Annotated in this window: 12 protein-coding genes; 4 read left to right on the forward strand and 8 right to left on the reverse strand. The window is 67.6% G+C overall.

Translation table 11 applies throughout. The features are described from left to right. Positions 1-6: 6 nt before the first annotated feature. From AB0M80_RS16960 to AB0M80_RS16970, 3 genes are read right to left on the reverse strand one after another with little or no spacing between them, the layout of a single operon-like run. Positions 7-891: a carbohydrate ABC transporter permease gene (locus AB0M80_RS16960; RefSeq protein WP_364565069.1), complete on the reverse strand. Its 885-nt coding sequence runs from the start codon at positions 889-891 to the stop codon at positions 7-9. 9 nt (positions 892-900) lie between these two features. Then, complete coding sequence (locus AB0M80_RS16965; RefSeq protein WP_364565072.1) at positions 901-1,833, reverse strand: sugar ABC transporter permease; 933 nt, start codon at positions 1,831-1,833, stop codon at positions 901-903. Beyond that, entirely contained in the window at positions 1,833-3,116 is a 1,284-nt protein-coding gene (locus tag AB0M80_RS16970) for an extracellular solute-binding protein (RefSeq protein WP_364565075.1), read from the reverse strand. The genes AB0M80_RS16965 and AB0M80_RS16970 overlap by 1 nt, the downstream gene beginning before the upstream one ends. A gap of 222 nt (positions 3,117-3,338) precedes the next feature. On the opposite strand from AB0M80_RS16970, the gene AB0M80_RS16975 reads away from it, so the two are divergent. After that, positions 3,339-4,382 (forward strand): LacI family DNA-binding transcriptional regulator, encoded by a 1,044-nt coding sequence (locus AB0M80_RS16975; RefSeq protein ID WP_364565078.1) that lies wholly within the window; start codon positions 3,339-3,341, stop codon positions 4,380-4,382. Here AB0M80_RS16975 and AB0M80_RS16980 read toward each other — a convergent pair. The 3 genes from AB0M80_RS16980 to AB0M80_RS16990 all read right to left on the reverse strand — a co-directional run bounded on the left by AB0M80_RS16980 (position 4,372) and on the right by AB0M80_RS16990 (position 7,878). Next, positions 4,372-5,478 carry an FAD-dependent monooxygenase gene (locus AB0M80_RS16980; RefSeq protein WP_364565081.1) on the reverse strand — a complete coding sequence of 369 codons (1,107 nt, stop codon included), beginning with the start codon at positions 5,476-5,478 and terminating at the stop codon, positions 4,372-4,374. The two genes, AB0M80_RS16975 and AB0M80_RS16980, sit on opposite strands and share 11 nt — an antisense overlap. Positions 5,479-5,545: 67 nt before the next feature. Further along, positions 5,546-6,520 carry a ferritin-like domain-containing protein gene (locus AB0M80_RS16985; RefSeq protein WP_364565084.1) on the reverse strand — a complete coding sequence of 325 codons (975 nt, stop codon included), beginning with the start codon at positions 6,518-6,520 and terminating at the stop codon, positions 5,546-5,548. A 116-nt stretch (positions 6,521-6,636) separates the two neighbouring features. After that, positions 6,637-7,878, reverse strand: a complete 1,242-nt coding sequence (locus tag AB0M80_RS16990) for an aminotransferase class I/II-fold pyridoxal phosphate-dependent enzyme (protein ID WP_364565087.1) — start codon at positions 7,876-7,878, stop codon at positions 6,637-6,639. Between the two features lie 62 nt (positions 7,879-7,940). Between AB0M80_RS16990 and AB0M80_RS16995 the strand changes: the two genes are divergently transcribed. Further along, a complete protein-coding gene (locus AB0M80_RS16995; RefSeq protein ID WP_364565090.1) occupies positions 7,941-8,420 on the forward strand; it encodes a hypothetical protein in 480 nt (159 codons plus the stop codon). A gap of 60 nt (positions 8,421-8,480) precedes the next feature. Here the strand turns inward: AB0M80_RS16995 and AB0M80_RS17000 are convergent, their stop codons facing one another. Together AB0M80_RS17000 and AB0M80_RS17005 are read right to left on the reverse strand one after the other, a co-directional pair. After that, positions 8,481-9,134 carry a hypothetical protein gene (locus AB0M80_RS17000; protein WP_364565093.1) on the reverse strand — a complete coding sequence of 218 codons (654 nt, stop codon included), beginning with the start codon at positions 9,132-9,134 and terminating at the stop codon, positions 8,481-8,483. Then, positions 9,131-9,403 carry a hypothetical protein gene (locus AB0M80_RS17005; RefSeq protein ID WP_364565095.1) on the reverse strand — a complete coding sequence of 91 codons (273 nt, stop codon included), beginning with the start codon at positions 9,401-9,403 and terminating at the stop codon, positions 9,131-9,133. Before AB0M80_RS17005 ends, AB0M80_RS17000 begins: the two co-directional genes overlap by 4 nt. A 264-nt stretch (positions 9,404-9,667) precedes the next feature. On the opposite strand from AB0M80_RS17005, the gene AB0M80_RS17010 reads away from it, so the two are divergent. After that, positions 9,668-11,173: a hypothetical protein gene (locus AB0M80_RS17010; RefSeq protein ID WP_364565098.1), complete on the forward strand. Its 1,506-nt coding sequence runs from the start codon at positions 9,668-9,670 to the stop codon at positions 11,171-11,173. Further along, positions 11,139-13,238, forward strand: coding sequence for a CHAT domain-containing protein (locus AB0M80_RS17015; RefSeq protein ID WP_364565101.1), 2,100 nt, complete (start codon positions 11,139-11,141; stop codon positions 13,236-13,238). Before AB0M80_RS17010 ends, AB0M80_RS17015 begins: the two co-directional genes overlap by 35 nt. Positions 13,239-13,289 lie beyond the last annotated feature (51 nt).

Below are 13,289 nucleotides of genomic sequence, written 5' to 3' on the forward strand. Positions count from 1 at the left end.
GGTGGGTCAGCCCTTGAGCGCGCCCTGCATGATGCCGCCGACGATCTGACGGCCGAACAGCAGGAACACGACGAGGACGGGGACGGTGCCGATGGTGGCGGCGGTGAGCACGAGGGTGTAGTCGGTGGTGTAGCCACTGGCCAGAGTGGACAGTGCGGTTTGGACGGTCGGGTTCTCCGGCACCAGCACCACCAGCGGCCAGAAGAAGTCGTTCCACGCCTGCATGAAGGTGAACAGCCCGAGCACCGCCGCGGCCGGGCGGGCGGCCGGCAACGCCACGTGCCAGAACAGCCGCAGCGAGCCGCAGCCGTCCATCCGCCCGGCTTCCAGCAGTTCCAGCGGCAGCGCCCGCTCGAAGTACTGGCGCATGAAGAACACGCCGAACGCGGTGACCAGGCCGGGCACGATCACCGCCTGCAGCTGCCCGGCCCACCCGAAGTCGGCCATCATCATGTACAGCGGCACGACACCCAGCTCGGTCGGGATCGCCTGGGTGGCGACCACGACGAGCAGCAGCGCGGTCCGGCCGCGGAAGCGCATCTTGGCGAAGGCGAACCCGGCCAGCGTCGAGAACAGCACCACCGAGACGGTGATCGTGCCCGCGACGACCAGCGAGTTCCCCAGCGCCAGGGCGAAGTCGGTCTGGTCGAAGACGCGAGCGATGTTCTCGAACAGGTGCCCGCCCGGCACCAGGACCGGCGGCACGCTCCCGACCGCCTCCGTCGTCTGCGAGGAGACGACGAACGACCAGTACACCGGGAACGCCGAGCCGGCCAGGATCGCGATCAGCGCGGCGTAGGTCCACGGGCTCGCGACCCGCCGGGCGAGCCGCCGCGCCCGTCCGGGCGCGACCGGCGGCGCGGGGGCGGCCGGGGTCAGCACGGTGGTCATGTCCGCTCCTCAGTCCGTTTGGATGCGCCGGGTCACCAGGTACGACAGCCCCGCGACGAGGATCGTGGTCACGGCCAGGATCAGCGCGATCGCCGAGCTGTAGCCGAAGTCGTACTTGGTGAAGCCCTGTTCGTAGAGGTAGAGCGCGGCGGTCTGGAACTGCCGGTCCGACCCGCCGGTGGCGGCCGCGGTGCCGGGGTTGAACAGCAGCGGCTCGGCCAGCAGCCGCATGTTCCCGGTCGTCGCGATCACCGTGGAGAAGATGATCTGCGGGCGCAGCAGCGGCACGGTGATCCGCCAGAACTGCTGCCACCCCTTGGCGCCGTCGAGGGTGGCGGCCTCGTACATGCTCGACGGGATCGCCTGCATCGACGCCAGGAAGATCAGCGCGTGGTAACCGGTCCAGCGCCACACCACCATCGTCGCGATGGCGGTGTGCGAGCTGGCCGTGCCCGCCTGCCAGTCGACCTGCCCGGCGCCGAACCAGCTCAGCACCCAGTTGACCAGGCCGAAGTCCCGGCCGAACAGCTGCGCGAAGATGATCGTCACCGCCGCCACCGAGGTGATGTTGGGCAGGATCATCCCCATCCGGAACAGCATCCGCCCACGCAGCCTGCGGTTGAGCAGGGCGGCGATGCCGAGGGCGAACAGGATCTGCGGGATCGTGGTCAGCAGCCACAGGCTGACCGTGTTCCCCATCGCGTTCCAGAAGTACGAGTCGTGGAACAGCAGCTGCTCGTAGTTGCCGAAGCCGATGAACGTCGCGCCCTCGGCGTCGAGCAGGTTCCGCTTCTGCAGCGACACGAACGCCGTGTAGAGCAGCGGGAACAGCCCGAAGACGCCGAAGATGAGGAAGTACGGGCTGATGAAGCCGAACGGCGACAGCTTGACGTCCCACTTCTGCCGCCGCTCGGCGAAGGTCAGCGTTTTTGCCGAAGCCATCACTTGATCTTCGCGACGTCACCGACCAGCTGCTGCCACGCCGCCGTGCCGTCCTGCTTGCCCTGCTCGACGCGCTGCATCGCGTTGCCGAACTCCGTCTGCACGTCCCCGGCCTTCGGGCCCTGGTACTGCGGGTTCAGCTTCTTCGCCGCGTCCGTGAAGAGCTTGCCGACGGGCGCATTGTTGAAGAACGGGTTGGTGTAGCCGGTGATCTTCGGGTCGTCGTAGAGCGACGGCGCCGAGGGCAGCAAGCCCTTGCTGGTGAAGACCTTCGCCTGCTGCTCGGGCGCGGTCAGCCAGGCGGCGAGGTCGGCGGCTTCCTTGGCGTGCTTGCCCTGCTTCGGCACGGTCAGGTACGAGCCGCCCCAGTTGCCGCCCCCGCCGGGCACGCTCGCGATGTCCCACTTGCCCGCGGTGTCCGGCGCCTGGTCCTTGATCTTGGTCATCATCCACGCCGGGCACGTGACGGTCGCGAACTGGCCCTGGGTGAAGCCGGTGTTCCAGTTCGGCGTGCTGTAGAGCAACCCGGCGCTCAGGTTCGCCTTGACCGCGTCGGCCACGAGGTCCCAGCCCTGGCGCAGCGCCGGGTTGCTGCCCACGACGAGCTGGTCGTTCTGGTCGTAGTACCCGACCGGGGCCTGGCCGACGATCGCGTTGAGCACGGTCGGGCCGCCGTCCATCCACTTGACGCCGTTCGGCGCCTTGGCCTGGAACCGCTTCCCCGCGTCGAAGAACGCCTGCCAGGTCGGCCAGAGCGCGGAGACGGCGTCGCGGTCCTCGGGCAGCCCGGCGGTCTTGAACATGTCGCGGCGGTAGCAGATGGCCAGGCCGCCGACGTCGGTGCCGTAACCGATCTGCTGCCCGCCCTTGCCCAGCGACGCCGCCCACTTCCAGCCCAGCCAGCGGTCCTTGAGCTGGGCGCCGCCCACGGTGTTCAGGTCGACGAACTTGTCCGGCGTCGCCTTGAACTGGGCGACGTACCCGGTGTCGATGGCCTCGACGTCCGCGGCGCCGGCGCCGGTGGCCAGGTGCGCGGCGAGGTTCTTGTGGTGGTCGGAGTAGGCGGCGGTCCGCTCGGTGATCTCGATGTCCGGGTGGGCCGCCTGGTACTCCTTGATCAGGTCGGTGTAGCCGAAGTTGCCGAACAGGCCGAGGCTCAGCTTGGTCTTGCCGCCACCACCGGCACCGCCGTCCCCGCAGGCGCTCAGCGTGGTGACCGCCATCAGGGCGGCACCCACCCCGGCGATCAGGCGGATCGAGCGGTTCCTCGTTTTCGGGCGCATGAGATCTCCGTTGTTCTACGAGCCGGTCGGAAAACGCGGTCCCATGAGAGCGCTCCCAGCAGCCATCCGTCAAGTAACGAAATGATAACCGAGCTTGGCGTTTACGCTGCCTGAGGTCGTGTGCTAGGAATGTAACCGGTTACAGCTGCGACATCCGGGGCTTCGCCTCGGGCCGGGGGCTCCGCCACCCGGAGCCCCCGGAAAGCAGGTAAGGAGGTTGCCATGGTCACCGCCCGCGAAGTCGCGCAGCTCTGCGGGGTTTCCGTCGCCACCGTGTCCCGGGTGTTCAACCGCCCCGCCACGGTCAGTGCGACGACGCGCGAACGCGTCGAGCGCGTGGCGCGGGAGCTCGATTTTTCCCCGAACGAGTCGGCGCGGGCCCTGTCGCGGCAGCAGTCGGCGATGGTCGGGCTGGTCTGGGACACCGACCACCGGCGGCCCGGCTGGCGGCACCCGTTCCTGCAGGACCTGTTACTGGGCCTCAAATCCGCGTTGAGCTCACACGGCTACCACCTGCTGCTGCTCGCGACGAGCGACGACGCCCGCGACCGCCACCCGGGCGTGTCACTGGCCGACCCGATCGCCTACGTCGGCATGACCCGGCGGCACCACCTGGCCGGGCTGGTGCTCATCGACAGCGGCACGGACGCCGAGGCGTTCACCGCGTTCGCCCAGTCCGGGTTGCCGTGCGTCGCACTGGACGTCGCACTGGCCGGGCCGCGGGCGACCTACGTGACCTCGGACAACGCCGAGGGCGCGGCGGAAGCCGTCCGGCACCTGGCCGCACTCGGGCACCGCCGGATCGCGACGATCACCGGCCCCCGTGGCAACGCGCCCGCCGCCGCCCGCACCGAGGGGTACCGGCGCGGGCTGGCCGACGCCGGGCTGCCGGCGCGCGAGGACCTCGTGATCAGCGGGGACTTCTACCGCGAAAGCGGGTTCGTCGGCATGCGGCGGCTCCTGGCCCGCAAGGACCCGCCGACGGCGGTGTTCGCAGCCAGCGACGAGATGGCGATCGGCGCGCTGCTGGCGGCCCGCGCGGCCGGGCTGCGCGTGCCGGCGGACCTGGCCGTGGTGGGGTTCGACGACATCGAGGTGGCGTCCCTGGTCGACCCGGCGCTCACCACGGTGGCCCAGGACAAACCGGGCTTCGGCACGGCCGCGGCCGGCGCGCTGCTGGCGATGATCGAGAACGCGACGGCACCGCAACCGGTGCACCTGCCCACGAAGCTCGTGGTCCGCGATTCGTGCGGCGCTAAGCGGTGATCTTCTCGTCCCAGTCGATGTGGTGGGAGTAGAGCCAGCCACTTTCTTCGCCGACGTCCTGGCCGGCGCTCGCCGCGACGAGCTTCTCGACGCGCTCGCGGCGAAGTCTTTCGTACGCGGCGAAGGCCGCCACCGGGTCCGGCAGGTCCCGCAGGCACTGCGCCAGCACGACGCTGTCCTCCAACGCCATCGACGCGCCCTGGCCGGCGGCCGGGGAGGCGGCGTGGGCGGCGTCGCCGGCGAGGACCATCTCGGGCGTCGACCAGAGGCGCGTCCCGGGGACGTCGTAGGAGTGCCCGCCGAACACCTGGTCACCGGTGGCGGCCACGATGTCCGCGCAGGGCAGCGGGTCGCCGTCGAACGCCGCGTGCGCGAACTCGCGCCAGCCGGCCGGGGTGACCGCGGCGATGTCCTCGCGGGACCGCTCGGCGTCCGGGATGCGGGCGAACCAGAAGGTGGCGCCGCCGGGGTCGGTCGTGAACCCGAAGGCCGCCCGGCTGCCGCGGACCATCCGGTAGATCCCGGGCGCTGCGGGCAGCCCGCCCGCTCGCGTGTAGCCGTAGACGACGGTCAGCCCGGTGTAGCGGGGTGCGTCCGCGGCCGGGTCGATCAGCCGCCGGACGACCGAGCGCAGGCCGTCCGCGCCGACGAGGACGGCGCCGGTCGCGGTGGTGCCGTCGGCGAACTCCGCCGTCACCCCGTGCGGACCGGGCGTCGCGCTCACCAGCCGCTTGCCGCGCTCCAGCGGGACACCGCGGCCCACGGCCTCGTCCTGCAGGACGCGGTAGAGCGTCGCGCGGGTGAGCGTGCGCGGCTCGTCGAGGCCTTCGGTGCCGAACTCGCGCCGCCCGACGGTTTCTCCCGTCGGGGCGACGAGCTCGACCCCGTAGGCGGCGAAGGACGCGTCGATCACGGGCCGGTCCGCGCCGATCGCGCGCAGGGCGTCCATGCCGTTGTGCATGATCGTGAGGAACGCGCCGATGTCGTCCCCACCTGCGGGGTAGGCCTCGTACACGACGGGCTCGTGCCCGGCGAGCTTCAGCGCCATCGCCGTGACCGTGCCGGAAATCCCGCCGCCCGCGACCAGTACCCGCACTCCGCGCCCCCTCGTGAACTCCGCGTGCCGCCGTCGTCGACGTTACCGTGACGGCGGCACGCGGCGCCTACTCCTTCGCACCGCTGGTCGCGATGTCGCCGTTGAGGCCGCGCGGGTAGAAGCCACCCGAGGACACCTTGTCCGGGTTGAGGTAGGCGATGTTGAGCACGCGCTCGGCGGAGCGCCCGAACGCGATGCCGTTGGCGTCGGTCGGAACGAGGTTCGCCTTGCCGTCCTTGAGCACGCCTTCGTCGTCGTCGGCCTTGCCGTCGAGGCTGTCGCGGGCATCGGAGATCTTGTTCGTGATGTCACCGAGGCCGCGCTCGAACAGCGCCGACCGCACGATCCCGGCGTGGTAGGCCTCGACGGCCAGGATGCCCGCGGCCGCGTCGAGGAAGGTCTTGTTGTTCACCAGCGGCGCCGCGCCCTTGTAGGCGGACACGCCGACGTCCTCGAACAGGTACGCGGCGAGCAGGAAGTTGTTCTCGCTCGCGAACGGGTCGAAGGTCTGGCCCTCCTTGATCACCCCGGCGGCCTGCATGGCCGCGGTGAAGCTGTTCTGGAAGTCGATCTCCGGCTGTGCGACGGCCGCCTTGTCCAGCGCCTTGCGCAGGAACTGAACGTGCGCGACCTCGTCGCCGGCGATCTCCTGGACGATCTGCTTGGTGTGCTCGCTCTTGAACTTCACCGCGTGCCCACCGGAGACCTGGCCCAGGTTGCCGACGCCGTTGACGTACTTCTCGTTCAGCCCGTAGCCGGAGACGGCGAACGAGTACAGGTTCGCCTCGAGGTACTCGAGGTTCAGCGCGAAGTTCAGCACGGCGGCGTCACTCGCCGCCTCCTTCGCCGCGTCACCTCCCTGCTGCCCGTACTGCGACGTGGCACCGGCCGAGCCGAGGCCCAGCGACAGCGCTGTGCCGAGCGCACCGGCGCCCGCGACGCCGAGCCCCGCCGCTCCCGCAGCCTTGAGGAAGCGGCGGCGGTCGGTCGCGTTCTCCGCGCTGCGCTCGATCAGCTGCTCTGTGTAGCGTTTTCCGAACACCGGGGGACGTCCTCTCGTGACGAGTTCGTCCACCTCACCCACCGGTCATACGTACCGCGGAGCCCCCCGGCTCGGTCAAAACGGAAAAATTTTTGATCGACTTCCGTTTTCCCTGGTCAGTCGCGCTGCGCGACCGCGAGCCGGACGCAGACGGCCAGCGCGCGGACGGCCTCCTCGACCTCGGCGAGCTTCGGGAAGGTCGGCGCGATGCGGATGACCGCGTCGGCCGGGTCGTCGCCGTGCGGGTGGGTCGCCCCGGCGGGGGTCAGCGCGACGCCGGCCTCCTTCGCCAGCCGCACGACCTCCTTCGCGGTGCCCTGCGGGACGGTCAGCGTGATGAAGTACCCGCCGGTCGGCTTGGTCCAGGACGCCAGGTCCGACAGCTCCTCGGTGAGGATGCGGTCGACGGCCGCGAACTTCGGGCCGATGATCTCGGCGTGCTTGCGCATGTGGGCGCGGACGCCGGCCTCGTCCCGGAGGAAGAGCGCGTGGCGCAGCTGGTTGACCTTGTCCGGGCCGATGGTGCGCTTGCCGGTGTTGCCGGTCCACCAGGCGAGGTTGGCCTCGGAGGCGCCGAAGAAGCCGACGCCGGCCCCGGCGAGGGTGATCTTCGAGGTCGAGCCGAAGACGAAGACGCGGTCGGCGTGGCCGGCCTCGGTGGCCAGGGCCAGGACGTCCGCCAGCGCCGGCTCGTCGTCGGTGAGGTGGTGCACGGCGTAGGCGTTGTCCCAGAAGATCCGGAAGTCGGGCGCCGCGGTGGTCATGGTCGCGAGCCGCCGCACGACGTCGTCACTGAACGTGACGCCGGTGGGGTTGCTGTACTTGGGCACGCACCAGATGCCCTTGACCGCGCTGTCCTCGGCGACCAGCGTCTCGACGGCGTCCATGTCGGGGCCCTCGTCGGTCATGGCGACCGGGACGAGCTCGATGCCGAACCGCTCGGTGAGCGCGAAGTGCCGGTCGTAGCCCGGGACGGGGGCGAGGAACTTCACCTGCGGCTCGTCGGCCCAGCGGCGCTCGGCGCCGGGCAGCTTGCTCAGCAGGGCCTGCACGACGGCGTCGTGCATCAGCTCGAGACTGGAGTTTCCCGCGGCGAGCAGCTGCTCCGCGGGCACCTGCAGCGCCCCGGCGAAGATGCGGCGCAGCTCCGGCAGGCCCTTGAGGCCGCCGTAGTTGCGGACGTCGGTACCGTCCTCGGCCTTGAAGGTGCCGTCGCCCGGGAGGCCGAGCAGCGCGTTCGAGAGATCGAGCTGCTCGGGGGACGGCTTGCCGCGGGTGATGTCCAGGGAGAGGCCGCGGTCGACGAGGGCCGCGTAGTCGCTGCGGGCTGTGTCGACGTCGACGGAAGCAGTGGTCATGTGTCAACGCTAAACCCGGCGTCGATACCATTTCGGGGCGGGTCCTGGCTAGGGTGGTTGGTGTGCACCTCGTCGTCCACGCCGACCAGCGTCAGTTCTCGTTGCGCGACTCCGCTTCCCGGCTGGACGGCAGCGGCTGGACTCCGCTCGCGGTCGAATCTCACCGGATCGGGGTGGAACCGGGCGGTATCGCGATCGCCACGGCGCGGTCGGACCTGGTGGAGTCTTCGGTGACCCTGGTGCCTTCGGCGACTTCCTTGGCGTCCGACGCGGAGCACGTGGTGGAAGCGGATCTTCCGGTTCCGAGCGGTCGGTTGGTCATTTCCGGGCCGGCCGATTACCCGTCACAGGAAAAGTTCTTTTCCGTGCTGCCGGGGTTGTACCGGGCGCGGGTGTCGTACGTGCCGGCCGAGCCGCCGCCGGGCACCTGGAACGAGCACGAGTTCGGGGAGCACTACCGGTACGTGGTCCAGCTGTGGCCGGTCGCGGAGCCGTCCGATGTGGAGGTTCTCCGCCAGGGCGCCATGGTCTGGGACGGTTAGCGCGCCGCCGGAGTTACACAGTCGGTGTTGCCGAGCGCAGAACCGACTTGGCGATACCCGTCACCCGCACCGCGACACCACCTTCAAGTTCGCGATGCCCTTGACCGGAATGATCACTGGGACAGCAGCACCGTCCACCTTCAGAACGATCTCTCCTCCGTCGGCTGACTGGAGAACGCCGCAGGCGGTTGTCTGATCACTGGTGACCTGCAAATAGGCGGGCGGCACCGCTGGTGCTGTCGGAGCCCACCAGTTGGCGACGATACCACTCAACAGAAAGGAAAGCGCCACGCCGACGAGAATGCGTGCTCGCCGCATCCGTCTCGCGGCTGCAGCGGCGAGAGCCACCGAATACGCGGCGACGGAGCCGTAATCGCGCAGGACCTCGGTGAGGTGAACGGTTCCTGCCCTGGTGCCCGCCTGCGCCGCGAGAGTCTGCCACAACCCGAGAACTGCGCATGCGAGCCCGACGCCGAGAAAAGCCGTGACCGCCACGCGCCAGCCCACTTCGAGCAAGCTGGTGCTTTCTCGCCCCTTGATCACGATACCGGTGGTGACCAGCGTAATGAACGCGGTAAGGCCATTTCGCCAGGTCTCTGCGCTGCTCCGGACCGACGTCAGGGACTCGTGCACCAAAGCGTTGAACGCTTCGCGTTCGGCCAGATCCGCCTCCGACGGCGGTCCCTCGGGCTTCCTGGGGCGATAGTCGGTCACGACGCCGCGCCGGCCGGATCAGCTTCACCAGCATTGTCGGACATCTCGCCGGTTGACCGCAGCAAGCGGTCGTGGTCGACCGCCTCGAGTTCCACCCGGAAACTCACTCCGCAACCGGTCTGCTCATTCGGGGAACCGTCGTGAGCCCGGCCGCAACCGCACGTGATGTCGACCGGGACGACGGCCGGCCCCGGCTTGGACGACGTTTTCACACCCCGGCTGCCACCCAGCACATTGGTGACCGCCGAGTGCACCTGCCGGTCATCCAACAAACCACCGCACCGGGGACAGCTACCCCAAACGCGGGTGCTGACCACGCCGTCACGTAGTCGGACCTCGGCTTTCAGAGACCCACGTTCAAGATACTCGAACGCCTTCTCAGTCCATTGGAAGTCGGCAACGCGCTCCCAGCGAGTATCATCGTGCCCAGGCAAGATCATTCGCTAGCCTCCAGACGACGTCGCCGGACAGTAGTGTACGACAAGTACCATATTCAGTGTCCCAGCCCACGATTCACCCGAGGTGCACAGATCTTGGACGTCGTTGCCGCACTCATGGCACCCGTGATCGCCAGGCTTGCCAGGTTCGAGGAAGCAGGCGACAGTGAGGCAATATTCGGCCCCGAGGCAGATGGCGAAGCCCAGAAGCTGTTCGCGGCAATGTTCGCCCGGGACGAATCCGGTACACCACTGGTCTACATGCCCGCAGTGCTCCTGCTCGTCAAGTTCCACACCGCGCGCCACAACTGCCGGCCCGACCCGCAGTACATCGAACTCGGCACGGCCAGTCGGCTGATGTCCTTCGCCGTCTCAGTCAACGGTGAGCTGCTGACACCACAGCTCCAAGCCAACCTGACGAAGATGTACCACAAAGCGAAAGAACTCGACAAAGAGACGCAGAGTCTGCTCAACTCGTACCGCGACGAGAACGATCTCGTCTTGCTCGATACCGCCATCAGCAAATGCACAGCGGCCGTCAACCTCTCTCCAGTACCCGGGGCAACACAAGGGCTCCTGCTCTCACGACTCTCCGTCGCATTCTGGCACAGATATCAGCACAGAAAAGAGGCCCTGGACCTCGATACAGCCGTCAGACTGCGCACCCAGGCTCTCGCGGTCACCCCACCCGATGACCCCCACCGCACGCTCCGAAAATCGATCCTGGCGGATCTGTACGTCGCACGGTTCGACCTGGCCGGAGACGTAGAGGATCTCCGGGCAGGGATCCGTGCAGCCCGCGAAGCCCTCGAGGCCACCCCGGAGGGGGACGGGCACGTATCACTGCGTTCCGGCCGCCTCGCTCGCCTACTGGCCCGCGAATTCACCACGACCGAGAACCTGACCACACTCGAAGAAGCGATCGTTTTGGGTTATCAAGCGGTCGACAACCTCACCGAGGAGGACGAACCGGATGCCGGCGCGTACGTCTCCGATCTTGCCTCATGGCTGGTCGACCGTGCGGATCACACTGGTAACGCCGAGGACTTGGACGCTGCCATTACGCTGCGCCGCCGGGTTTTGGACGACGCCACCGGCGACACGCGGCTGCTCAGGCTCACTTTACTGGGCACCGCGTTGTACACGCGGTACGAGCGAACGGGCCGGCTCGACGACTTGAGCGAAGCTGTCGACGTAGAACGGCTCGCATTGGCCGAGACCCCGGCCGGGCACCCCGAACGGCGCAGTCGCTTGACCAACCTCGCAACATCTCTGCGCGTCCGCTACGAGTGGCTACGCCGACTGCCCGACCTCGACGAAGCAATCACGATCGGCTCGGAGGCAGTGCAGCTTTACGCCGAATCGCACGTTCTGGCGCTGACCAACCTCAGCACTTGTTTCGCGTGGCGGTTCCGGCATCTCTTCGAACCCGCCGATCTGAACCGGGCGATTTCCCTCACCCAACGCGCGGTCGAGCACTGCCCGCCGGACCATCCGGACCGAGGAATGGCATTGGCCACACCTCGTCTACGTACACAGCGTCCGGCAAGAACTGACAGGCGAGGAGGTGGACGACGAGCAGTTGATCACTTGGAACCGTGAAGCAATTGCAGCTACTCCACGAGTCTCACCCAGTCGCGTCATCTACATGTCTAATCTTGGCCTGCGTCGCGTGCACCAATATGAAGAAATCGGCAATATTGCGTTCCTCCGTGAAGCCATAACCGTACTTCAGGAAGCAATGGATATCGCCGCCCCGCGGCACTCTTTCCGACACCTCGCCGCAGCCAATCTGGCTCGAGCACTGGCGATGGCCTCCGATCACGACGGCGGGTCGCCAACAGAGCTGGACCGCGCGGTCGCGACCATGCGCGACCTGCTGCCAACACCGGAACACACAGTTGGTTTTGTATTTTTCGAACTGGGCAAGCTACTTGAGCAACGGTATCGGCAACGGGGCGACCGAACTGACCTCGATGAGGCGAGGAGCTGCTGGAACCGCGTGATGCGCTCCAACGAAGCGCTCCGGGAACAGAGGATGGACGCGGCGTCGACATGGGGACGCGTGGCATTCGAAATGAAAGACTTCGAGGGCGCAGCCGAGGCGTACGAACTGGCCATGCGGTTGCTGTCACAGCTCACTTGGCACGGGCTGAGCTGGAACGCTCGACAGAAGCACCTAACCGACTGGTCGGACATCGCCAGCAATACTGCCACGGCCCTGCTGGCTGCTCGACGTCCCGAGCGTGCGGTCGAGATCCTCGAAGAGGGACGGTCCGTCATCTGGAAACAACTGCTCCGAATCCGCACAGATTTGTCAGTTCTCGACACCCGGGCGCCGGAACTGGCCGCGCGACTGCGGACTCTGCGCGAGCAGATGGATGCTCCCGGCATGACTGTCGAGGACGACCTCGACTCGATGAACCATGGCCATCTCCTGCCCCAGTCAGCTCGGGAACGGAGAGTCCAGGAACAACTCCGCCTGACTGAACAATGGGATGAGCTGGTCACCGAGGTCCAAAAAATCCCGGATCTCGGCCATCTCTTCGCACCCACGCCGTTCACTGAACTGTCCACCGCGGCATCCAACGGTCCAGTGGTAATCGTCAACGTGAGCAGGCTGAACTGCCACGCTCTCATGGTGACCGGCCCGGGGCAAGTTGATTTCATCGAGCTGCCGGACTTGACACTGTGGACCGCGATGGAGCGCACCGTCGGATTCCTCAACGTCGTGACTCGCTCACAGCAGCCCGGACGATCATTCATCGAACGGGAACGTGATAGGCATGAAATTTTCGACCTGCTGGAGTGGATGTGGGAAGTGATTTGCTTACCCATTTTCAATCGACTCGGCCTGACCGGTGCGAATGATGCTCCACCCCGGCTTTGGTGGTGCCCAACCAATGCGCTGGCCTTACTTCCCCTCCACGCAGCCGGTTCGTACCCACGTCATCTCAGAGATGATCCACCGGAGCCCGGCGCATCTGTCCCCGACCGCGTGGTGTCGACGTATACCCCCACACTCACTGCTCTGCGTCGTCTGCAATCCCGGCCCAAGCCGACACGTTCCCCGAGCGTGCTCGCCGTCGCGATGCCGACGACACGGGACCGGGCGCCGTTGCCCGGAGTAACCGAGGAACTAACGGCACTCAATGAAGCATTGGCCGGGGTCGCCGAAGTCCGGCACCTGGTCGGAGAGCAAGCGACGCGAGAGGCTGTACTGGAAGTCCTCGCCGATTATCCGTGGGTGCATTTCGCCTGCCACGCGGACCAGGACCTGATGCAACCGGAGGCCGGGTCATTTGCGTTGGCCGACGGGCCGTTGCCGTTGCGGGAACTTGCCGAAGTCAAGCTCGCTGAGCCGGAACTGGCATACCTTTCGGCGTGTGAGACCGCCACCGGCGGTGCCCAGTTGCCTGATGAGGCGATCCACCTGGCGGCCGCCATGCAGCTGATTGGCTACCGCCACGTCGTTGCGACGATGTGGCACGTCGCCGACAATTCCGCGCCGCAGGTCACTGCTGACGTGTACGACCAGCTCGCCGGAACAGCTGGCTCCCACGCCGGCGATCCGGCCCGCGCCCTCCACAAGGCGGTCGGTGCCCTGCGAGCAGCGCATCCTACGGACCCTCTGCGCTGGGCGCCGTACATCCACCTGGGACCATGACACAATGCCGCGGCCGATGACCCACGCCGGGTTCGGGTCGGCAGGGCGATT

The sequence above is a fragment of the Amycolatopsis sp. NPDC051045 genome (assembly GCF_040682955.1).
Taxonomy (GTDB): domain Bacteria; phylum Actinomycetota; class Actinomycetes; order Mycobacteriales; family Pseudonocardiaceae; genus Amycolatopsis.

Bases quoted from the DNA above. Each gene is read 5' to 3' on its own strand.
- AB0M80_RS16975 (WP_364565078.1), top strand. From the start codon at position 3,339: ATGGTCACCGCCCGCGAAGTCGCGCAGCTCTGCGGGGTTTCCGTCGCC.
- AB0M80_RS16990 (WP_364565087.1), bottom strand. From the start codon at position 7,878: ATGACCACTGCTTCCGTCGACGTCGACACAGCCCGCAGCGACTACGCG.
- AB0M80_RS16970 (WP_364565075.1), bottom strand. From the start codon at position 3,116: ATGCGCCCGAAAACGAGGAACCGCTCGATCCGCCTGATCGCCGGGGTG.
- AB0M80_RS16960 (WP_364565069.1), bottom strand. From the start codon at position 891: ATGACCACCGTGCTGACCCCGGCCGCCCCCGCGCCGCCGGTCGCGCCC.
- AB0M80_RS16965 (WP_364565072.1), bottom strand. From the start codon at position 1,833: ATGGCTTCGGCAAAAACGCTGACCTTCGCCGAGCGGCGGCAGAAGTGG.